The organism is Rhizobium sp. BR 250, assembly GCF_047445855.1.
Classification (GTDB): domain Bacteria; phylum Pseudomonadota; class Alphaproteobacteria; order Rhizobiales; family Rhizobiaceae; genus Agrobacterium; species Agrobacterium tumefaciens_I.
This window is the reverse complement of the sequence record NZ_JARWKW010000005.1, coordinates 49,560-69,878: the sequence shown is the minus strand read 5'-3', so window position 1 is coordinate 69,878 and position 20,319 is coordinate 49,560. Positions and strand designations below refer to the sequence as shown.

The 20,319-nt window shown below is 59.6% G+C and carries 18 protein-coding genes; 11 read left to right on the top strand and 7 right to left on the bottom strand.

The annotated features are described in order from the left end of the window. Positions 1–10: 10 nt before the first annotated feature. From QD336_RS09700 to QD336_RS09685, 4 genes are read right to left on the bottom strand one after another with little or no spacing between them, the layout of a single operon-like run. Positions 11–931: an ROK family protein gene (locus QD336_RS09700; protein ID WP_269346988.1), complete on the bottom strand. Its 921-nt coding sequence runs from the start codon at positions 929–931 to the stop codon at positions 11–13. A gap of 3 nt (positions 932–934) precedes the next feature. Then, positions 935–2,101, bottom strand: a complete 1,167-nt coding sequence (nagA, locus tag QD336_RS09695; RefSeq protein ID WP_499170441.1) for an N-acetylglucosamine-6-phosphate deacetylase — start codon at positions 2,099–2,101, stop codon at positions 935–937. Next, positions 2,098–3,120: an SIS domain-containing protein gene (locus tag QD336_RS09690; protein WP_499170439.1), complete on the bottom strand. Its 1,023-nt coding sequence runs from the start codon at positions 3,118–3,120 to the stop codon at positions 2,098–2,100. Before QD336_RS09690 ends, nagA begins: the two co-directional genes overlap by 4 nt. A gap of 24 nt (positions 3,121–3,144) precedes the next feature. Continuing rightward, entirely contained in the window at positions 3,145–3,897 is a 753-nt protein-coding gene (locus tag QD336_RS09685; RefSeq protein ID WP_269346994.1) for a GntR family transcriptional regulator, read from the bottom strand. 440 nt (positions 3,898–4,337) lie between these two features. Between QD336_RS09685 and QD336_RS09680 the strand changes: the two genes are divergently transcribed. The 5 genes from QD336_RS09680 (at position 4,338) to QD336_RS09660 (ending at position 9,846) form a co-directional block, all read left to right on the top strand. Continuing rightward, entirely contained in the window at positions 4,338–5,519 is a 1,182-nt protein-coding gene (locus QD336_RS09680) for a Gfo/Idh/MocA family protein (RefSeq protein WP_499170438.1), read from the top strand. Between the two features lie 13 nt (positions 5,520–5,532). Further along, on the top strand, positions 5,533–6,417 hold the full coding sequence (locus QD336_RS09675; protein ID WP_269346997.1) for a carbohydrate ABC transporter permease: 885 nt from the start codon (positions 5,533–5,535) through the stop codon (positions 6,415–6,417). Further along, positions 6,414–7,271 carry a carbohydrate ABC transporter permease gene (locus tag QD336_RS09670; protein WP_269346999.1) on the top strand — a complete coding sequence of 286 codons (858 nt, stop codon included), beginning with the start codon at positions 6,414–6,416 and terminating at the stop codon, positions 7,269–7,271. The genes QD336_RS09675 and QD336_RS09670 overlap by 4 nt, the downstream gene beginning before the upstream one ends. A 38-nt stretch (positions 7,272–7,309) precedes the next feature. Then, on the top strand, positions 7,310–8,542 hold the full coding sequence (locus tag QD336_RS09665; RefSeq protein WP_269347000.1) for an ABC transporter substrate-binding protein: 1,233 nt from the start codon (positions 7,310–7,312) through the stop codon (positions 8,540–8,542). A gap of 191 nt (positions 8,543–8,733) precedes the next feature. Beyond that, complete coding sequence (locus QD336_RS09660; protein WP_269347002.1) at positions 8,734–9,846, top strand: ABC transporter ATP-binding protein; 1,113 nt, start codon at positions 8,734–8,736, stop codon at positions 9,844–9,846. A 152-nt stretch (positions 9,847–9,998) separates the two neighbouring features. Here the strand turns inward: QD336_RS09660 and QD336_RS09655 are convergent, their stop codons facing one another. Next, the gene (locus QD336_RS09655) at positions 9,999–10,484 is read right to left on the bottom strand and encodes a hypothetical protein (protein WP_499170436.1); all 486 of its coding nucleotides are present in this window, start codon (positions 10,482–10,484) and stop codon (positions 9,999–10,001) included. A 243-nt stretch (positions 10,485–10,727) separates the two neighbouring features. Between QD336_RS09655 and QD336_RS09650 the strand changes: the two genes are divergently transcribed. The 6 genes from QD336_RS09650 (at position 10,728) to QD336_RS09625 (ending at position 17,946) form a co-directional block, all read left to right on the top strand. Then, positions 10,728–11,591, top strand: a complete 864-nt coding sequence (locus QD336_RS09650) for a MurR/RpiR family transcriptional regulator (RefSeq protein WP_499170434.1) — start codon at positions 10,728–10,730, stop codon at positions 11,589–11,591. Between the two features lie 76 nt (positions 11,592–11,667). After that, positions 11,668–12,450 (top strand): SDR family oxidoreductase, encoded by a 783-nt coding sequence (locus tag QD336_RS09645; RefSeq protein WP_499170433.1) that lies wholly within the window; start codon positions 11,668–11,670, stop codon positions 12,448–12,450. 44 nt (positions 12,451–12,494) lie between these two features. Continuing rightward, entirely contained in the window at positions 12,495–14,414 is a 1,920-nt protein-coding gene (locus QD336_RS09640; RefSeq protein WP_499170432.1) for a beta-N-acetylhexosaminidase, read from the top strand. Positions 14,415–14,426: 12 nt separating this feature from the next. Further along, entirely contained in the window at positions 14,427–15,860 is a 1,434-nt protein-coding gene (locus tag QD336_RS09635) for a M81 family metallopeptidase (RefSeq protein ID WP_499170430.1), read from the top strand. A 62-nt stretch (positions 15,861–15,922) separates the two neighbouring features. Then, positions 15,923–17,128: an MFS transporter gene (locus QD336_RS09630; RefSeq protein ID WP_499170428.1), complete on the top strand. Its 1,206-nt coding sequence runs from the start codon at positions 15,923–15,925 to the stop codon at positions 17,126–17,128. A gap of 77 nt (positions 17,129–17,205) precedes the next feature. Further along, complete coding sequence (locus QD336_RS09625) at positions 17,206–17,946, top strand: copper homeostasis protein CutC (protein ID WP_499170427.1); 741 nt, start codon at positions 17,206–17,208, stop codon at positions 17,944–17,946. On the opposite strand, the gene QD336_RS09620 is transcribed toward QD336_RS09625, so the two are convergent. Next, positions 17,912–19,063 carry a glycosyltransferase family protein gene (locus tag QD336_RS09620; protein WP_499170425.1) on the bottom strand — a complete coding sequence of 384 codons (1,152 nt, stop codon included), beginning with the start codon at positions 19,061–19,063 and terminating at the stop codon, positions 17,912–17,914. The two genes, QD336_RS09625 and QD336_RS09620, sit on opposite strands and share 35 nt — an antisense overlap. After that, a complete protein-coding gene (locus QD336_RS09615; protein WP_499170424.1) occupies positions 19,060–20,307 on the bottom strand; it encodes a glycosyltransferase in 1,248 nt (415 codons plus the stop codon). The genes QD336_RS09620 and QD336_RS09615 overlap by 4 nt, the downstream gene beginning before the upstream one ends. Between the last annotated feature and the right edge of the window lie 12 nt (positions 20,308–20,319).

Below are 20,319 nucleotides of genomic sequence, written 5' to 3'. Positions count from 1 at the left end.
CCGGTCAGGACTATCCGGCGATCTCCTGCGCATATTTCAGTCCGATAACGGCCGATCCGATCAGCCCGGGCTCGATGCGGCAGATCGCGGGCACGACCAGCGGGCGGTCGAAACGTCTGAGAATGCGGGCCCTGACCGCTTCATCCAACGCGGCAAGAAGCTCCTTTGAGTTCGAAAGGCCACCGCCAACCGGAACGATGGTCGCGCCGGTGACATTGATCACCATCGCCAGCGGCGAGGCGAGAATATCGATGAGAACATCGATGGTTCTGGCGGCTTTTGCATCGCCTGCCTGCCAGGCGGCGATAATGTCCTCGCTGGTCATCTCCTGCCGGTGAAGATGCGCGTGCAGCTTTTCCATGCCGCGGGCGCTGCCGATGGCATCGACGCAGCCGGTGAGGCCACAGCCGCATTCGAAGCGGGGCAGCGAGACCGGCGGATTGCCGGCCAGTGTCGCGGCCACCGGACCATGGCCCCATTCGCCGGCGAAACCGCCATGGCTGTTGATGAGCTTGCCATCGATCACCAGGCCGCCGCCGACACCCGTTCCAAGGATGACGCCAAAAACCACGCGGTGGCCCTGACCCGAGCCGATTTCCGATTCGGCGATCACGAAACAATCCGCGTCGTTCGACACGATGACGGGAAGGTTGAGGGCTTTTTCCAGCTCGTCCTTCAGGACCCGGCCATGGATGCTCGGAATATTGGCAACGGTAGCCTTGCCGGTGTCGGGATCGATGACACCGGCAATTGACAACGATACGCAGCCGGGCGTGCCGCCGCTCGCATCGATGACGGATTTGAGGCCGGCGGCGAAGTCTTCGAAACTGGTTTTCGGCGTTGGTATGCGCGGCACGGGGCGAATATCGTCCGGGGCATGGGCAACCGCGCCCTTGATGGTCGTTCCGCCAATATCGAAACAAACGATCATGGTTCACACTCCGGAATGCGCGGCATCGTAGATTTTTTCCCCGCCAATCCAGGTCGAATGCATCTGGACATCGGGTGTCAGCACAACGAAATCGGCATCGAAACCGGGCAGGAGTTTTCCCTTATCCGACGCGCCGATGGCCTGCGCAGGATAGGCGGATGCCATTCTCAAAGCTTCTTCCAGCGGCGTATCCAGCTTCTCATGCATGAAGCGGACGCAGGAGAGCATGTCTATATCCGCCCCCGCCAGCGTGCCGTCTTCAAGCGTCAGCCGCCCGCCATTGCGATAGACGCGCCTGCCGTTCAGTTCGAAACCATCATCATCCGTGCCGATGGTCGACATGGCGTCGGTGACGAGGAAAATCTGGCCGGGGCCATTCTTGGCGCGTAGCGCAATGCCGATGGCAGCGGGATCGACATGGAAACCGTCGGCGATCAGCCCGCAATCCAGTCCGCCGTTCGAGAGGGCTGCGCCCACCAGACCCGGTTCGCGATGGCCGAGTGGGCTCATGGCGTTGAAAAGATGTGTCACCATGGAAGCGCCGGCCTCGGCATAGGCCGTCGCAACACCAAGGCGGGTATCGGTATGGCCGAGGCTGACGGTGATGCCGGCTTTTCTGAGGGCAGAGACCTGCCCCTCGGTCACGTTCTCAGGGGCAATGGTCGTCATCACGAAGGCAAGCTCCGCCTTGCAGCCGGTCAGAATGGCAAGATCGGCCGTCTCCATCTTGCGGATCAGCGCCGGATCATGTGTGCCCTTGCGTGCGACGGAAAGATGCGGCCCTTCGAAATGCAGGCCCAGAAAGCCCGGCACCTGCTTCTTGCCGGCGGCAATACCCGCCTGCGCCGCTTCTGCCGTCACATCCGGCCGGTCTGTGATGAGCGTGACCATCAGCGCTGTCGTGCCGAACCTGGCGTGGGCCGAGCAGATGCGGGCAATGCCATCGACATCGGGCTGGTTGTTGAACATCACCCCGCCGCCGCCATTGACCTGAAGATCGATGAAGCCCGGCGCGATCAGCAGTCCCTTCACATCGATCGTTTCGGCCTCGGCTGGCACGCCGTCCGAGATGGCGGTGACATGCCCGCCGCCGGTCAGGAGCACCTTGTCATCGTGCCACACGGCACCGTCGAAAATGCGGGCGCCGACAAATGCCTTGATGCCGCTCATTGGGTTTCCGTTACCTTCTTCAATGCCACGGGTGCATCCGGGTTGAAGCCGCGTGCTCGGGACAATTGTTCGATGAAGCTGTAAAACGGTGCAATCAGCAGCAATGCGTCGGTCAGCGGGTGGTTGGTCTCCACGAAAGGCAGGGGCTTGGCCGGGCTGCCCTTTGTGGAGGTAACGAAAACGCTTGCACCTTTATTGGCAAGACCTGCGGCGATATCCGTGACGGAGGTCTCGGCACGGTCGCGGGCGGCAAAGGCGATGACGGGGAATTGCGGCGCGACCAGCGAGACCGGGCCGTGCATGACTTCCGCCGAGGAATAGGCTTCCGCATGTAGCTCGCAGGTTTCCTTGCATTTCAGCGCGGCTTCCGCGGCAATGGCAAGGGCAGGGCCGCGGCCCAGCATGTAAAGCGATTCTTCGCCCTTCACCGCCTCGTCGATATGGCTCCAATCAAGCGCGATGGCCTTGGCGAAATTCTGCGGCAGGGCGCTGACGGCCTTGGCAAGCAGGCTGTCCTCGGTCCATTCGGCAAGGATCGCCAGACCCGCAACGATGGAATTGACGAAGGATTTGGTTGCTGCCACGGCTTTTTCCGGTCCTGCCTGAATATTGATGGCATGATCGGCCGCCTCACCCAGGGGAGAAGGCAGGGTGTTGACGAGCGAGAAGGTGAGCGCGCCGCCCTTGCGGGCACTTTGTGCGAGCGCGACGATATCCGGGCTCTTGCCGGATTGCGAGACGGCGAAGGCCGCTGCCCGTTCAAGCCGCAGTTTCGTCTGGTAGATGGAGGCGAGCGAGGGGCCGAGCGAGGCGACCGGCAGACCGGTCTGCAATTCGATCGCATATTTCAGGAAATGTGCGGCGTGATCGGAGGAGCCGCGGGCAATGGTGACGACGACCGCAGGGTCACGGGCCTTCAGCTTGCTGCCGGCCTCCAGGAAGTCGGTCTTGGCATTGTCCAGCAGGCGGGCGACAGCATCGGGAATCTCATCGATTTCCTGGCGCATCAGGGTTGTCATTGTTTCGTGTCCTTGGTCAATGTTTCACTCTGGACCCATCGTCAGTTCGGCGACGAGGTCATAGGCATCACTGCGGTAAAGCGCGCGGGATATTTCCATGAGGCGCCCGCTTTCCAGATAGGCCATGCGCTGAACGGAAAGCGCTGCCGAGCCGAGCGGAACCCCAAGCAGCAGGGTTTCCTCATCCGTGAGATTGCGGGCCGAGATGCGCTGAATGGCGCGCACGGGGCGAATACCGTTTTTCTCAAGCTCCAGATAAAGCGAATTTTCGACGAGTTGCGGATCGGGCAGAATATCGCCCGGCAGGCTGGTGACTTCCAGTGCGATCGGCTGGTCATTGGCAAGACGCAGGCGCGTGAGCCGTGCCACCATGGCGGATTGAGAAAGGCCGAGCGCCATCATTTCATCGCCGGTGGGGTGGAACAGGCCCCTGTCCAGCCAGCGTGTGCTCGCCGTCATGCCGCGCCGGCGCATGTCCTCGGTAAAGGAGGTGAGCTTGGTCAGCGGCTGCTGCATGCGGGTAATGGGCTTGACGACGAAGGTGCCCGAACCATGCCGGCGAACGAGAAGGCCGTCGCGGACAAGATCATCCACCGCCTTGCGCACGGTGACGCGGCTGACACAGGCGCTTTCAGCAATATCGCGCTCCGGTGGCAGGGCGTCACCATGTTTCAGGCGGCCGCCATTGATGGCGTCTTCGATCGTCTGGCGCAATTTCAGGTATAGCGGGCCGCCGCCTGATTGCAGGTCCTCCAGATTAAGCGCTGCCCCGTTCATCCATAACCTCTGTCACAATCCGATATGGCTGCTTCTGGCTATACCACAGAAGATGCGATCGGCAATACCAAAATAGAACCATTCGCGAACTTGTATGATTAATCGGAGCATTTTTCGTTCTGATGCCTTAAATTAAGGCCTTGTGATCGAAATTTCCGCATTAACCAAAAAAATTTTCCCATCTGTGTAATTGCTCTAGACGATTGGCATTTTTTTGGTATTGTTTTGGCATCGGTTGCCGGTGAATAACTGTTGCGCGTCCCGCTGGCCTGGAAGAATCGGTTTCTTATCCGCGACTTGCCAGAGTAAATCGAATTTTGCTTGACCGTTGTGAAAACTAATTTCATCATGGTTGGAAATTATCGCAGATAACTGAATGACCAGCGTAGAAATGGTTGCTTCTGCGAAAATTATTTACGAATAAGCAGGGAACAAAGTTCATGAAGGTGGGAATTATCGGACTCGGATTCCGTCTCGGTTATCTGGGCTACGTTTTTCACGAGATCGACAAGGATTTCGAGATCGTCGGTTATGTCGATCCTCATCCGGCTGGTCTGCCGGGTTTGCAGGAAAAAGGCATTTCGGCCGGCAAGGCCTATGATAGTCCGGAAGCGCTGATCGCCGGCGAAAAATTCGACCTCCTGATGATCGGTTCTCCGAACCACATGCATCTGGAGCATATCCGCATCGGCCTTGAGGCCGGTTGCACCATCTTCTCGGAAAAACCCATCGTCGTCAGCATCGAAGAAAGCCTCGATCTCGCCCGGCTGCTCAATAAGCATGGTCACGAGCGGCTGCTCGTTGGTCTGGTTTTGCGTTATTCCCCGCTCTACCGCGATCTGCGCGCCGCGCAGGCGGAAGGCAAACTGGGCGATGTCGTTTCCATCGAGGCCTCGGAGCATATTCCGCCCTATCACGGCGCATTCTTCATGCGTGACTGGCGGCGTTACGAGAATTATTCCGGCTCCTTTATGCTGGAAAAATGCTGCCACGATCTCGATCTCTATAATGGTGTGGTCGGCGCGCGTCCGCGTTTCGTATCGAGCTTCGGCGGTCGCAAGAGCTTCACGCCGGCAAACGCGCCGCAGAATGATGGCATCAACGACATGGAGGTCTATCACCGCAAGCCGAGCGGCTGGATGGGCTCCGACAAGGTCTTCGACAGCGACGGCGACATCATCGATTACCAGACGGCGATCGTCGAATATGAAAACGGCGCTTCGCTTGCCTTCCATACCAATCTCAACGTTCCCGACGATTTCCGCCGCTTCTGCGTCATCGGCGCCAAGGGCATGGCGGAGGGGGATTTCGTGCGCGGTTTCCTGAACGTTCACAATGCCCGCACCAATGAAAAGACCGTCGCCAAGACCTATTCGGCGGCGACCACGCTCTCGCAGCATTATGGCGCGGATGAGCAGATGGCCGAGGACGTGATCGCCCATATCGTCAAGGGCGCGCCCTTGCCGGTTTCCGCGCTCGACGCGATCGAGGCCGGTATTCTGGCGCTTGCCATGGATGAGGCACGCCATGGCCGCAAGGTGGTCGATCTCAAACCGGTGTGGGAGGAGTACGATCTGGCGCTGCACGGTCAGCCGAAATCCCCCGCCGTGAAAACGGCTTGAGGGGGACTGCGCGATGGATGCAAAACGCAGCGCAGTCATTTTCGCCTGGTTTCTTCTTCTGCCGGCGCTCCTCTACATCACATTGATCGTCGCCTATCCGCTCGTCGATACTTTCATCCTGTCGTTCACCGATGCGTCGCTTAAAAAAGTGACGAATTGGGTCGGTTTCATCAATTACGAGAAGATCTTCAACGCGACTTTTGCCGATGTCATCACGCGGACCTTTATCTGGACGTTCTTTTCCGTCTCGATAAAGATGATCATCGGCACATTTGGTGCGGTGCTGCTGAATTCCGCCGTGCCCGGCCGTGCAGTGTTTCGTATCCTGACCATGCCGCCATGGATCGTGCCGATGGCTATCGGCATCTTCATGTGGGGCTGGATGTATAATGGCCAGTTCGGCATGATTTCCGGGGTACTGCAGAATCTTGGCCTGGTGGATGGTCCGGTGGCTTTCCTTGCCTATGGCAGAACGGCCTTCTGGGCGACGATCGTCACCGATGTGTGGATCGGCGTGCCGATGGTGACGCTTTATCTGCTGGCAGCGATCCAGTCCATTCCGCAGGACCTCTACGAGGCGGCGTGGACGGACGGCGCCAGCCGTGCCTATCGCTTCCGCCGCATCACGCTGCCGCTGATGCTACCGGCCATGATCACCATGTCGGTCCTGTCACTGATTTCGACGTTCAATTCCTTCGATATCATCTGGATTCTCACGCGTGGCGGTCCGAACGGCGAAACCACAACGATGATCATCGACACCTACAAGACGGCGATCGGCGCTTACAAATATGGTGAAGGTGCCGCGCGCGCAGTGCTCATCTGCATCTTCCTGTCGATCTTCACCTTCTTCTATTTCCGCATTACCCGCCGTATCTCGCAGGAGGCCAGCCGATGACCGACAGACATGCGAGGATCAACCGCTACACCTGGTATGAAATGGTCGGAATCTATTGCGGTATCGCTGTGTTCCTGACCTTCGTGCTGGCGCCCTTCGTCGAAGGTTTTCTGGTGTCGCTGAAGCCGCTCAGCCTGCTGTTTTCGTCCCCCTACAGGTTCTGGCCGGAGAATGGCTCCTTCGAGGCCTACCGGACGATGTGGGTGAGCGTACCGGGTTTTGCGCTTTATATCTTCAATTCGTTCTTCATCGCGGGTTCGATCACCCTGATCGTGCTTGTGCTTGTCATCCCTGCCGCCTACGCCTTCGCGCGTTTCGAGTTCAAGGGAGCCGGCCTGTTGCTGGGAGTATTCCTGGCGGTGAAGATGTTCTCCGGCGCGGTCCTGCTCATTCCGCTGTTTCGTCTGATGCGGTCCATCGGCGTGCTGAACAGCTATTTCGCGATGATCATTCCCGGTGTTGCATTCATCATTCCCACCGGCATCCTGCTCCTTGTGACCTATATGCGCCGCATTCCCCGTGAGCTGGAGGAAGCGGCCTATGTGGATGGGGCGAGCCGTCTCTACACGCTTCGCCGGGTGGTCTTGCCGATCGCAACGCCGGGCATTGCCGTTGTCGCGATCTCCTCCTTCATCGAGGCCTATGCACAGCAATTCATCTACGCGCTGACCTTCAATTCCAAGACGGAATACATGCCGCTGCCGGTCGGGCTGTTTGCCTATTTCGGTCGGCAGGAAGTCGTCTGGAACGAGCTGATGGCGGCGAGCTTCGTGGGCATCGCGCCGGCTATGATCGCGATCTTCCTGATGCAACGATATCTCGTCGGCGGGCTGACCGCCGGCGCGGTGAAATAAGCAATAACCGGAACGACTACCAAAACGGGAGACTAACTATGGCACTGAAACATTACGGATTGGCGCTCTGCGCTTTCGCATTTGCCGGTTCCACCGCCCTTGGCACGGTGGCGGCGCATGCCGCCGACAAGGAGATCAGCTGGATCTATTGCGGCGACAAGATGGATCCCATCCATGAAAAATACATCAAGGAATGGGAAGGCAAGAACGCGGGCTTCAAGGTTGTGCCTGAAGTCGTCGGCTGGGAGCAGTGCCAGGACAAGGCCACGACGCTCGCCGCTGCCGGCACACCGGTCGCCATGGCCTATGTCGGTTCGCGCACGCTGAAGCAGTTCGCGCAGAACGATCTGATCGTTCCGGTGCCGATGACCGAAGACGAAAAGAAGAGCTATTATCCGAACATCGTCGACACGGTCACCTTCGAGGACACACAATGGGGCGTGCCGGTCGCTTTCTCGACCAAGGCGCTCTACTGGAACAAGGATCTGTTCAAGAAGGCCGGCCTCGATCCGGAAGTGCCGCCGAAGACCTGGGCTGAAGAAATCGCCTTTGCCAAGCAGATCAAGGAAAAGACCGGCATTGCCGGTTACGGCCTGCCCGCCAAGACCTTCGACAATACCATGCACCAGTTCATGCATTGGGTTTACACCAATAATGGCAAGGTAATTGACGGCGACAAGATCACCGTCGACAGCCCGCAGGTCGTCGCCGCGTTGAAGGCTTACAAGGACATTACGCCCTATTCCGTCGAAGGCCCGACCGCCTACGAGCAGAACGAAATCCGCGCGATCTTCCTCGACGGCAAGGTCGGCATGATCCAGGCGGGCTCGGGTGCTGCAACCCGCCTGCAGGAAACCAAGATCAACTGGGGCATCGCGACGCTGCCGCTCGGTCCTGAAGCCAAGGGTCCCGGCACGCTGCTCATCACCGACAGCCTTGCGATCTTCAAGGGAACCGGTGTGGAAGAAAAGGCGACCGAATTCGCCAAATTCATCACCTCGCCCGGCCCGCAGGGCGAATATGAGCTGCAGGGCGGCGCTGGCCTCACCCCGCTGCGTCCGTCGGCCAAGGTCGATGAATTTGTCGCCAAGGATCCCTTCTGGAAGCCGCTGATCGACGGTATCGCCTATGGTGGTCCTGAGCCGCTCTTCACCGACTACAAGGGCTTCCAGGACACGATGATCGAGATGGTTCAGTCCGTCGTCACCGGCAAGGCTACGCCGGAAGATGCCGCGAAGAAGGCATCCGCCGCTCTCGAGCAGTACAAATAATTCCTCATGAGCAGGGATGCGGGCGTAAGGCCGCCCGCATCCTCTCAATTTCGCCGCGGGAATGCCTGCGCCCCTTTTTTGGCGCTCCGTCCCCGTGTTTTTCAACGGTTCCGATCCAGCGCGGTTTTGTCCCTGTTTCGGACCATCTCTGAACGTGGCCTGATGTCGGCCGCTGACGGGAGAGGCAAGTCTTGGGTCAGCTTTATCTCAACAACGTCCGCAAGAACTATGGACATTTCGAAGTCATCAAGGGCGTTCAGCTCGACATCAAGGATGGCGAGTTCGTCGTTTTTGTCGGCCCTTCGGGATGCGGTAAATCCACATTGCTGCGCATGATTGCCGGCCTTGAGGAGATTTCCGCCGGCGACGTCGTCATTAACGGCGTGAAGGTCAATGAATTGCCGCCGGTCAAACGCGGCATTGCCATGGTGTTCCAGTCCTATGCGCTTTATCCGCATATGACGGTTTTTGAAAACATCGCTTTTCCCCTCCGTGTCGAGAAGATGGAGGAGGAGAAAATCAAACAGAAGGTCGAGGGTGTCGCGAAAATCCTCCAGCTCGACCAGCGCCTGCAGCAGCGCCCCGGCAATTTGTCCGGCGGCCAGCGCCAGCGCGTGGCGATCGGCCGTGCGATCGTTCGCGAGCCGAAGATATTCCTGTTCGATGAGCCGCTTTCCAACCTGGATGCCGCCCTTCGCGCCGATATGCGCATCGAACTGACCAATCTTCACCGGACGCTGAAGGCGACGATGATCTATGTCACCCACGACCAGGTGGAAGCCATGACCATGGCTGACCGTATCGTGGTGCTGAATGCCGGCGAAATCGCCCAGGTCGGTGCGCCGCTCGAGCTTTATCACAAGCCGGCGAACCTGTTCGTGGCGGGCTTCATCGGCAATCCGAAAATGAATTTCCTGAAGGTCACCTGCAAATCGGTCAGCGCCGAGGGCGTGACGGTGGCCTATGAAGGACAGACGATCACCGTGCCGGTGGAGCCCCGTGCCGGTCTCGAGGGTAAGCAACTGACACTCGGCATTCGTCCGGAACATACCGGTCTCGAAGCGGCCGATCTCAACATCAAGGTCGCGCCGAGCGTGATCGAGCGGCTTGGGGTGAATACCATCGCTTATGGCGTTGCGCCCACGGGTGAGAATTATTGTGCTCTGCTTCCCGGCTCCGCACCCGTTGTCGTGGATGAGCCGATCGTTACCGGCATCAAGGCATCGGATTGCCATCTGTTCGATGAAAGCGGCATCGCGCTGGAGCGTCGCGTCGACCTGTCAGTCCTCAAGCTGATCCAATAAGGGGCAGGAGCCGGGCTATGTATTCTGTCTTTCCATGCCCGGCTTTTCCTGATGAGATCCGTTTTCGGCGTTTTTCGTCCGTCGCCGCGAGGAGAAAAAACAACGCCGGGCTTTCGGCCCGGCGTTCAAGGGTGTCGTGCATGCCCGCTGGATCACGGCATCGGGTTGGGCATGTAGCCGGTAAAGCCGCTGATCTTCCAGCGGCCCTGATGCAGCCGGCAATAATAGAGCGTCTGCCACTTCATGACGTCGAAGCTGCCATCGGCCTTGCGGAGCCCGCCGTCGAACTTCTTGCGCACCAGCGCGGTTTCGCCTTCCACTTCGATCTCTTCCAGCGTGGTGGTGGTGAAAATCGCATGGCGCGGGTCTTCCGCGAATTGCTGGGTCTGGAAATCCTTCGCCTGCCGCAGCCACTCGTCACGATAGGCCTCAAGCGAGGGGAAGGACAGGCGCCAATTGTCCGCGTTCGCATCACGGTTGGCGTTGATGCCGAGGAAACCGTCCTCAACGAAATCATCCGCGACCTTCGACCAGTCGGCCGCAAGGAAAGCGTCGATATCGCGCGTCACCAGCATCTCCCAGATGGAATGGCGGGCGGTGTCGGTTTCGGGAAAGGGGTTTTTGAAGGGATCGCGCATGGCTTGGGTCCGTTGTTGAAATTATTTTCAAGATTTGGAGATTTCTCTGGTGAATATTGTTGGCATATGCTCATCTCTCAATCAACAGAGAAAATAATTTTCAAATCAAAGGTGCCCGTCGTGTCGTCAAGGGGACGAAACATGGTCGATTCATGGGTCTATGCGGTTGACGGGCGCGCTTTATTAGGGTGCATCGGCAACGGGGCCAGGCTTTAAGTTTTGGCGGAACGGAGACCGGTGAGCATGGATATTTTCGCAAGGATACAGGAAGACAAGGGGCAGTTCTCGCAATCGGAACGGCGGATCGCCGATGTTTTGGTTTCGGACTTCGAATTCGCCGTCAATGCGTCGATCATCGAGCTTGCAGCCCGCGCCGAAGTCTCGCCGCCGACGGTGACGCGGTTCTGCCGTCGTCTCGGTTGCCAGAGCTTTTCGGATTTCAAGGTCAGCCTTGCCAAGACGGCCTATGTGGGTGTGCGGTATCTCACCTCCGAACCTTCCAGCACCGGCCCTTCCGATGTCGCAGAAGAGGTTTTGGCCAAGGCGCAGGAAGCTCTGTTCCTGCTGCACAAGACGCTCGATCCCGCGATCGCCGATGAAGCGGCGGTCAGGATTGCCAATAGCGGCATGATCTATGCCTTCGGTGCGGGCGGCAATTCCTCGATGATCGCTTCGGAAATCCAGAACCGGCTCTTCCGGCTGGGTTTGCGCGTTTCGACCAGTGCCGATCACAGCATGCAGCTGATGATGACGGCTGCGGCGCGCAAGGAAGACGTGATTATCGGTTCCTCGTTTTCCGGCCGCAACATGGAGCTGGTGAAGTGTTTCCGGCTGGCGCGGGAAATGGGGGTCACGACCATCGCGCTTACCCAGAGCGACACGCCGGTTGCTGCCGCAGCTGACATGGTGGTGGCCGTTAATGTGCCCGAAGGGAACAATATCTTCCGGCCGACTTCGTCCCGTTACGCCTATCTGGCTGCCGTCGATATTCTTGCGACGCTTGCCGCTTACCACCAGCGGCAGAGATCGATGGTGACGTTGCGCCACATCAAGCAGCAGCTCGTGGAGCATCGCGATCCGGATGACAAACAATTGCTCGGTGACTGAGGGCGAAAAAAATACAGGTAGTTTTGCCTGGGACCCCTGCGTTGGGTCGGAGAGTTTCAAGGGAGTTGTAAAGGTGATGAAGGACAGGAAAGACCAGCTCGCCATCGTAACCGGTGCGGCAGGGGATATTGGCCGGGCGATTGCTGCGGCACTTTCTGAAAGCCATGCGAAGGTGGTGTTGGTCGATATCGATGCCGAGGCCCTGTCCGATGCGCTTTCCAGGCTTTCCGGTCCGGGCTTCGTTGCTAAAACCTGTGATGTTACCGATCCGCAGGATCTTGCGCGGCTGGCCACCGAGGTCGCGGAACTGGGCGAAGTCGCCACCCTCGTCAATAATGCCGGTGCGGCACGGGCCGTCAGCCTGCATGACACGACCGCTGAGATATGGCGCCAGGACAATGCGCTCAATCTGGAGGCGCCGTTTCTCTGCTTCAGGGCTTTCGAGGAGGCGTTGAAGCGCACCCAGGGCTCCGTGGTCAATATCACCTCCGTTAATGGCATGGCGGTGTTCGGCCATCCGGCCTATAGCGCGGCAAAGGCCGGGCTGATCCATCTGACCAAGCTGATCGCCGTCGAATACGGCAAATTCGGCATCCGCGCCAACGCTGTCGCGCCGGGCACCGTGCGCACGCAGGCATGGGAGGCGCGTGCCGCCGCCAATCCCCAGGTCTTCGAGGAGGCCAAGCACTGGTATCCGCTGCAGCGCATCGTCAGACCCGAGGATGTGGCAAATGCGGTTGTTTTTCTCGCCGGTCCGCAGGCTGCGGCCATCAGCGGCGTGTGCCTGCCGGTTGATTGTGGGCTGACGGCAGGGCAGGCGCCGCTGGCCCGGACTTTTTCACAATCCGAACATTACTGACTGAAACTCTCTGACGGGTTCAATGCGCAATAAAGGGGAGCATCATGGCGCTCGCACAGTATCGTCTTGAAAATTCATGGCATCCGCTCGCAGACTCCGCATCCGGCGGCTTCACCTTCACGCTGGTCAATCTATCCCGCGAACCGTTGAAGGATTTTCGCATCGTCTATACGTCGCTGACGCGGACGGTGGACAAGCCGGTATGCGGCAACGCCATCTATCTGCGTCGCAACGCCAATTTCCATGAATTTGCACCCCCATCCGGTTTCGTGCTGGAGCCGGGAAAATTCTGGCGCTTCACCGTCGATGGTCTGCTGAGACCGGCCCGGCACCGCACGGACGGCGCAAAATCTGCCTATGTCAGTCTTGTCGATGGCACACATCGTGCCGTGGATGTGGGTGACCTGATGCTGGATGGACGCCACAGCGAACCGGCGCCGGTGCTGCTTCCCGAAGGAAAGCTCGATCTGCCCTTCGCCATTCAGCCCTGGCCGGCCGAAATCGATGCCGAGCCGGGGAAGGGCTTTCCCGTCGCGCTTTTCCCGATGGAAGACGCCAGGGCGGAGGAAGTGCTTGCGGTGGAAACCGTGCTGTCGCTGTTCCGGAGGCTCTTTGCCGTCGGGCATGTGCCTTTCAGCCTTGCGCCGGTGCATGAGGGAAAGCCGCTGCATTTCAAGCAGCATAGCGGGCTCGAAGCGGAAGGGTATCGCATCACTTTCTCCAACGAAGCCGTTACCGTGGAATATTCGGCCGCTGCCGGCCTGCAATATGGCCTGACAGTTCTGGCGCAGCTGCTGCACGGCGCGCGTATCGATCCGAAGTTCCGTTTCCCGGCCTCCGGCACCATCAGCGATGCGCCGCGTTATAGCTGGCGCGGTTGCCATCTGGATGTTTCGCGGCAATTTTATCCGACTGATGATGTGCTGCGGCTGATCGATATTCTCGCATGGCTACGCATGAACCGCTTCCATTGGCACCTGACGGATGACGAGGCGTGGCGTCTGGAAATCAAGGCTTATCCGCTGCTGACCACCGTCGGCGCGACGCGTGGTCCGGATGCGCCGCTTCTGCCGCAGCTCGGCAATGGGGCGGAACCGGTTTCCGGCTATTACACGCAGGATGATGTGCGTCTGGTCGTGGCGCATGCGGCGGCGTTGAATGTCGAAATCGTGCCGGAGGTGGATATTCCCGGTCATAGCACCGCTGCTCTTGTTGCCTATCCGGAACTGACGGACGGGCAGGAAGCGCCGGACAGCTATCGCTCGGTGCAGGGCTATCCCAATAACGCGCTCAACCCGGCCATCGAACCGACCTATGAATTCCTCGGCAAGATTTTCGACGAGATGGTGGAGCTGTTCCCGTCGCGGCTCATCCATATCGGCGGCGACGAGGTTGCGGATGGCTCGTGGCTCGCTTCGCCGCTCGCCAAGTCGCTGACGGAGAAAGAGGGGCTGGACGGCACCTTCGGCATCCAGTCCTATTTCATGAAACGCATTCAGGGGATGCTGCATGAGCGCGGACGCCAGCTTGCGGGCTGGGACGAGGTTTCACATGGCGGCGGCGTTGATCCGGCCGGAACATTGCTGATGGCATGGCAGAAGCCGGAAATCGGACTTGAGCTTGCAAGGCAGGGTTATGACGTGGTGATGACGCCGGGTCAGGCCTATTATCTCGACATGGTGCAGGATGAAGCCTGGCAGGAGCCCGGCGCAAGCTGGGCGGGCACGGTTCCGCCGTCGCACACCTATGCTTATGAGGCTGTCGGGGATTTCCCTGAGGAATTGAAGGAGCGGATGAAAGGCGTTCAGGCCTGCATCTGGTCTGAACATTTCCTCAACCGCGCCTATTTCAACCATCTGGTTTTCCCGAGGCTGCCGGCGATTGCCGAGGCGGCGTGGACACCAAAGGCGCAGAAGGATTGGCTGCGTTTTTCCGCCATCGTTCCCTTGAGCCCGGTTTATTGAGGGGAAGGCGAGATGCGTATTGCCGTAGGTGGAATCCATACCGAATGCAGCACCTATTCTCCGGTGCTGATGGGGCAGGAGGATTTCCGCGTCTTTCGGGGCGCGGAGCTTCTGGAGGCCGAATATTTCAATTTCCTCGGTGAAGGCGGAGCGGAGGTATTGCCGCTTCTGCATGCGCGGGCGGTGCCGGGCGGCCCGGTGTCGCGCGCGACCTATGACGCATTCAAACAGGAGTTCCTCGAACGCCTGAAAGCCTCGTTGCCGCTGGACGGGCTTTATCTCGCCATGCATGGTGCGATGAATGTCGAAGGCATGGATGATGCGGAAGGCGACTGGATTTCCAGCGCCCGCGCCGTGGTCGGGCCGGATATCGTGGTCTCTGCGAGCTACGACCTGCACGGCAATGTCAGCCAGACCATCATCGATCAGCTGGATATATTTGCCGGCTACCGAACTGCACCGCATATCGATGTGCGTGAGACGATGGTGCGGGCGTGGGCGATGCTGTTGAAGGCCCTTAAGACGGGAGAAAAGCCCGGTGTGGCCTGGGCGAAAATCCCCGTTCTGCTGCCGGGTGAAAAGACCTCCACGGAAGACGAGCCCACCAAGAGCCTTTATGCCGTTCTGCCGGATCACGATGCGCAGCCCGGTATATGGGATGCAAATTTCATGATCGGTTACGTCTGGGCCGATGAACCCCGGGCGACGGCCTGTGCGGTGGTGACGGGAACCGACAAAGCGGCAGCAAAGGCCATCGCCACAGAGATCGCGCAATCCTACTGGAACGCCCGGCAGGATTTTCGTTTTGGGCCTGTGACGGAGCCGCTCGACGCCATCATGGATATTGCGGAAAAGACGACTAGCCGACCGATCATTCTCGCCGACTCCGGCGACAACCCGACCGGCGGCGGGGTGGGTGACCGCGCCGATGTTCTTTCGGCGCTGATTGAGCGCAACTGGCAGGGCGCATTGCTGGGCGGCATCACCGACCGGCCGGCTGTCGAAGCCTGTTTTGCGGCAGGCGAGGGCGCGCGCCTTACCCTAAAGATCGGTGGCAGTCTCGATCCGCAAAGCCCGTCCGTCACCGCCGGAGCCCAAGTTCTGAAACTGGACGATCCCGGCGCTGCCGATCACCGGCAGGCGGTGGTCATGATCGGTGGCATCACGGTCATTCTGGCGGCGCGGCGCAGGCCCTATCACATGATTGCGGATTTCACCCGTCTGGGCTTCGATCCGAAAGAGGTCAGGCTGCTGGTCGTCAAGTCAGGTTATCTTTCGCCGGAGCTTGCGCCGATCGCCAACCCCAACCTCATGGCGCTGACGGAAGGGGTGATCAATCAGGATATCGAAAACCTTCCCAATCACCGCCGGCCCGGCGATTTTTATCCGTGGAAGCCGGATTTCGACTATATCCCCAAACCCATCCTTTCGGCCCGCTGGCAATGACAGCGGTTCGGTAGCTTTACCCCAGCGATCCGGCGTTGCCGGATCATCTCAGGCGAATATCCATGCCGTCGGCTCTTTCCATCGTCATCAACAATCCGTCGATCCGCATCGGGGCGCTCGCCATCCTGTTTTTCGGCTTTTCGAATGCGGCGACCGCGCCCTATCAGGCGGTCATCGGCATTCGTGAAATCGGGCTGAGCAACAGCGTCTATTCGTTGCTGATGCTGTTTGCCGCCGTCATCAATGTCAGCGCCAGCGTCTTGATGGGTATCGTCGCCGACAGGCTGGGCGAATATCGCAAGCCCATGCTGTTCATCGCGCTTTTTGGCGTCAGCGGATATCTGCTGGTTTATCTGGTCGGCAACGCCACGGCTTTCGTCAGTGCAAAGCTCCTTCTGCTGCCGATTTTCGGGGCGATGAACTCGCTGATCTTCGCGCATGTGCGCGCCGATGCCCGCAATCTTTCGACGGGCGACATGATCGCCGTGAATTCGATCATGCGGGCCACTATCTCGCTGTCCTGGGTGTTGGTGCCCGGCATTGTCGGCATTTTTCTGGTGAATTCCGGCAATATGCTCCTGGCGTTCCTGTTTTCGGGCATCTGCGCGCTTATCTGTTTCCTGCTGGTCGCTTTCTGCCTGCCACGCGCCGCCACGCCGGCGGTTGTCAATAATGAAGCGCGCTTCGGCCTCATGGCTTCCCTTGCGGAAATCGGATCGCGGCGGGTGCTTTTGCGGATCATCGCCATCGCGCTGATCTGCTCCATGCTGCATCTGAATGATTCCATCCGCTCGCTCATCATAACCGGGCAGGCGAAGGGTACGGTCGCGGATATCGGTATCGTCGCGGGTATCGTCGCCGCGTTGGAAATCGTTTTCATTCTCCTCTGGGGCTGGATTGAAAAGAAGGTGCCACAAACGCTGACGCTGGCGGCGGGCGCGGTGCTTTACGCCATCTATCTCATCCTGCAGGGGCTCGCTTCCGCGCCCTGGCACATCTATGCGCAGACCGTTATCAGCGCTCTCGGTGCCGCGGCCATCATCAGCATTCCCATCACCTATCTGCAGGAATTGATCGCCGACCGGCCGGGGCTCGGAAGTTCGCTGATCGCGGTCAATATCTTCCTCGGTGCCGGTCTCGGTGCGCTGATTTTTGCCGTTGGAACCCTGATCTCCAGCTATTCCGGAACCTCCATATTGGGAGCGATCGTGGGTCTCGGCGGGGTTTATATGCTCTATGCGCTTGATGGGACGGGTCGCCGCAGGTAGAGCGTCGGCCAAAAGTGTAGGCGGTTTTCGGATGATCCGGCGCGTGAACGGACCACAGCCAGATAAAAGAGGTTAGAATGATTCTCGAGATTTGCGTGGACGATGTGGCCGGTCTGGAAGCGGCGGTCAGGGGCGGGGCCGACCGGATCGAGCTTTGTGCCGCGTTGTCCGGCGGCGGCGTGACGCCATCGGCGGGGTTCATGCAGCGGGCGGCGACCTATGGATTGCCGGTGAGCGTCATGATCAGGCCGCGCGCCGGGGATTTCGTGTTCACGCGCGACGAGGCAGATGTGATGAAACGCGATATCGATGCGGCGCGCGCGGCGGGGCTCTCCGGCGTTGTACTCGGCGCATCGCGTGGCGATGGCGCGCTTGATATGGCTTTGCTCGAAGATTTGCGCCGTCACGCCGATGGAATGGATGCGACACTGCACCGGGCGTTTGATGTCGTACCGGATATGGAAGAGGCCTTGGAGGCCGCCATTTCGCTTGGTTTCCCCCGCATTCTCACGTCTGGCGGCGCGCGATCCGCACTCGAGGGCGTCGAGACGCTCGCACACCTGTCGGAGATTGCAAAAGGCCGGATCGTCATCATGCCTGGAGCGGGTGTGCGTCCGCAAAGCGTTCAGGCTTTGCTGGATAGCTTTCCGATCGTTGAAATCCACGCGTCCTGTTCCGCCGTTCCGTCTTATGATCCGGAAAGCAGTGTGGCGAAGCTCGGTTTCACCGGCGCGGGGCGCAAGGCGACGGATGAGGCCGCCGTGCGCGAATTAAAGACGATTCTCAGCGCTCATCATAAAGGCGGCGCAGTGCTCTAGCGGTGCCGGCCGCGCCATCGAGATCGAGGTGGATCTTGCCCGGTTCCGGCAGCGCCAGCGTCGCCTTGATGGCCTCGGCCATGGACTGCGCGGAGATGTGTTCTTCCGCCAGCACCTGTGCCAAGCCCAGCCGTGCCAGTCGCTCGGCGCGGGTGCTCTGCTCGGTTTCTCCACCGGCCGCGAAGGGAATCAGAAGCGAGCGGCATTTGGCCTGAAGAATATCGCAGACGGTGTTGTAGCCGGCCTGTGAGACCGAAAGCCGCGCGCCGGCAAGCAGGCTGGCGAAATCCTTGCGGAAGCGGAAGACAGAGACATTGTCCGGCGCTTCAGCGGAGATCTCGTCGAAATCCACCCGCGGCATGTTGGGACCGGTGACGAGGCACCAGCTTTTGATGCCATCCAGCAGCGGGGCTGCCTCAAGAGCCGCCCGGATGAGCGCTGCACCGACGGCGCCGCCACCTGCGGAAACGACGATATCGAATTTTTCCGCCGGCTCCGGCGGTGGCGGCGGGGCGACGAGCCCGGTATAGACAACGCGCTGGCTGATTTCGTTTGCCAGAGGGAAAGTATCTTCCAGTCGGGCGAAATCCGGGTCGCCATGCACGAGCACCGCGTCGAAATGTTTCTTCACCAGAGAGACCGTCTCTTCGTCGCGACCGGGCTTGGTCTTTTCCTGCAGGATATCCCGCAGCGATGTCATGACGAGCGGGCGCGGTTCGCTGTCCTCGATCTCGTCCAGCAGCGGCAGCAATTCGAAACGCACCTGTCTGCGACCGAAGGGAAAAGCCTCGATGATGACGATATCAGGCTTTGCGCCGTGATAGGCGCCGATCAGCATGTCGGTTCTGAGTTTCCTGAATATCTCGTCCACCGGCTTGCCGGAACTGTCGACCAGGCCCGAAAAATTGCCATCGCTGACGGCGATCGGCGGCAATTCGACATGGCGGATGCCCTCGCCCGGAAAACCCGGAACCGGGGTGCCGCCCGTGACCAGAACGACGTCGAAACCATTCGCCTGCAAGGCATTGGCAATGCGGCTGGCGCGGGCGATATGGCCGATGCCGAGAAGATGCTGCACGTAGAAGAAAACGGAAGGGCGCTTTTCCATCTCGGTCATGGTGTCTTTTCCCATTCGGTCTCGAACAGAGCCTTCAATTCGGCGATGCTGGTGCGATGGTCGAAAGCCGTTCGCACACGGTTTTCGGCGGCAGCACCCAGACGCTGGCGTAATTGCGGATCGGTGATCGCGGTGCGCAGCGCTTCTGCGAAGGCCGCCGGATTTTCCGGCTCCGTCAGCAGGCCGTTTTCGCCATTGACGAAGAATTCCGGAATACCGGAAATATTGGTGGAAATGCAGGTCAGTGCCTGACTCGCGGCCTCGACCAGCACATTGGGAAGACCGTCGCGGTCGCCATCGCTGGTGATGCGGCAAGCAAGCGCGAAGAGATCAGCCTCGCGGTAGTTCTCCAGTACCTGTTTCTGGTCCATGGCGCCGGTCCAGACGATCCTGTCGGCAATACCGAGTTCGTCGGCGAGTTTCTTCAGCACGGAGAGTTCGTCGCCACCGCCGATATGGGTGAAGCGCCAATGGATGGTGCGGGGAAGCGAAGCGAGTGCCCGCAGCAGAATATCGATGCCCTTTTTCTTGACCGCGCGGCCGACACTCAAGATTTTGACCGGATCATCGGCGTTCGATCCGTCCCTTGCGGGGCGCGGCCCATCAAAATGCGGGAAACGGGTAAGGTCGAGCCCGTGATAGCTTAGATGCACATTCCGCCTTGCCCCGGAAAGCGCCTGCAGATGCTGAAAGCCGCCGGCGGTGCAGGTCACGGCCCAGCGGGCGCTTTGCAGCTTGGCCGCGAGGTCGCGGTCGCTGGAGGTCCAGATGTCCTTGGCATGGGCGGAAATCGTCCACGGGGTGCCTGTTATGAGATGGGTATAGGCAGCGACGGAGGCGGGCGTGTGGATGAAATGAACATGCAGCCATTCGGCATCCACAGGCCATTCATGGGCCAGCACCGCGGCCTGCCCGAAACGGCGGAAACGGTTGCGGCTGAGATCATGCGGCAGATCGCTGAAAAACCGGCGAAGCGCGCTTCTGAAGCCCGGCTTCTTGCGGCAGGCCCATAGCGCGTTCAGAACCCGCAGCGGTTCTTCATGCAGATATTCCGGCAGGTATGTGACGGGCGCGCGGATTTCATCATGAACGGGGTGGCGCTTCTTATCCGTCGGACGGCGCATGGACATGAGTTCGAGTTTCAGCCCGGCCTTTTCGAGCCCCAGAAGCTCCTGGGCGATGAAAGTCTCGGACAGGCGCGGATAGCCCTTGAGGAGCACCACGATTTTTTTTGTGTCGGTCACGTTGCGCGTGTC

Bases quoted from the DNA above. Each gene is read 5' to 3' on its own strand.
- QD336_RS09665 (WP_269347000.1), top strand. From the start codon at position 7,310: ATGGCACTGAAACATTACGGATTGGCGCTCTGCGCTTTCGCATTTGCC.
- QD336_RS09655 (WP_499170436.1), bottom strand. From the start codon at position 10,484: ATGCGCGATCCCTTCAAAAACCCCTTTCCCGAAACCGACACCGCCCGC.
- QD336_RS09625 (WP_499170427.1), top strand. From the start codon at position 17,206: ATGATTCTCGAGATTTGCGTGGACGATGTGGCCGGTCTGGAAGCGGCG.
- QD336_RS09630 (WP_499170428.1), top strand. From the start codon at position 15,923: ATGCCGTCGGCTCTTTCCATCGTCATCAACAATCCGTCGATCCGCATC.
- QD336_RS09680 (WP_499170438.1), top strand. From the start codon at position 4,338: ATGAAGGTGGGAATTATCGGACTCGGATTCCGTCTCGGTTATCTGGGC.
- nagA (WP_499170441.1), bottom strand. From the start codon at position 2,101: ATGAGCGGCATCAAGGCATTTGTCGGCGCCCGCATTTTCGACGGTGCC.
- QD336_RS09640 (WP_499170432.1), top strand. From the start codon at position 12,495: ATGGCGCTCGCACAGTATCGTCTTGAAAATTCATGGCATCCGCTCGCA.
- QD336_RS09635 (WP_499170430.1), top strand. From the start codon at position 14,427: ATGCGTATTGCCGTAGGTGGAATCCATACCGAATGCAGCACCTATTCT.
- QD336_RS09700 (WP_269346988.1), bottom strand. From the start codon at position 931: ATGATCGTTTGTTTCGATATTGGCGGAACGACCATCAAGGGCGCGGTT.
- QD336_RS09650 (WP_499170434.1), top strand. From the start codon at position 10,728: ATGGATATTTTCGCAAGGATACAGGAAGACAAGGGGCAGTTCTCGCAA.
- QD336_RS09675 (WP_269346997.1), top strand. From the start codon at position 5,533: ATGGATGCAAAACGCAGCGCAGTCATTTTCGCCTGGTTTCTTCTTCTG.
- QD336_RS09690 (WP_499170439.1), bottom strand. From the start codon at position 3,120: ATGACAACCCTGATGCGCCAGGAAATCGATGAGATTCCCGATGCTGTC.
- QD336_RS09645 (WP_499170433.1), top strand. From the start codon at position 11,668: ATGAAGGACAGGAAAGACCAGCTCGCCATCGTAACCGGTGCGGCAGGG.
- QD336_RS09670 (WP_269346999.1), top strand. From the start codon at position 6,414: ATGACCGACAGACATGCGAGGATCAACCGCTACACCTGGTATGAAATG.
- QD336_RS09685 (WP_269346994.1), bottom strand. From the start codon at position 3,897: ATGAACGGGGCAGCGCTTAATCTGGAGGACCTGCAATCAGGCGGCGGC.
- QD336_RS09620 (WP_499170425.1), bottom strand. From the start codon at position 19,063: ATGACCGAGATGGAAAAGCGCCCTTCCGTTTTCTTCTACGTGCAGCAT.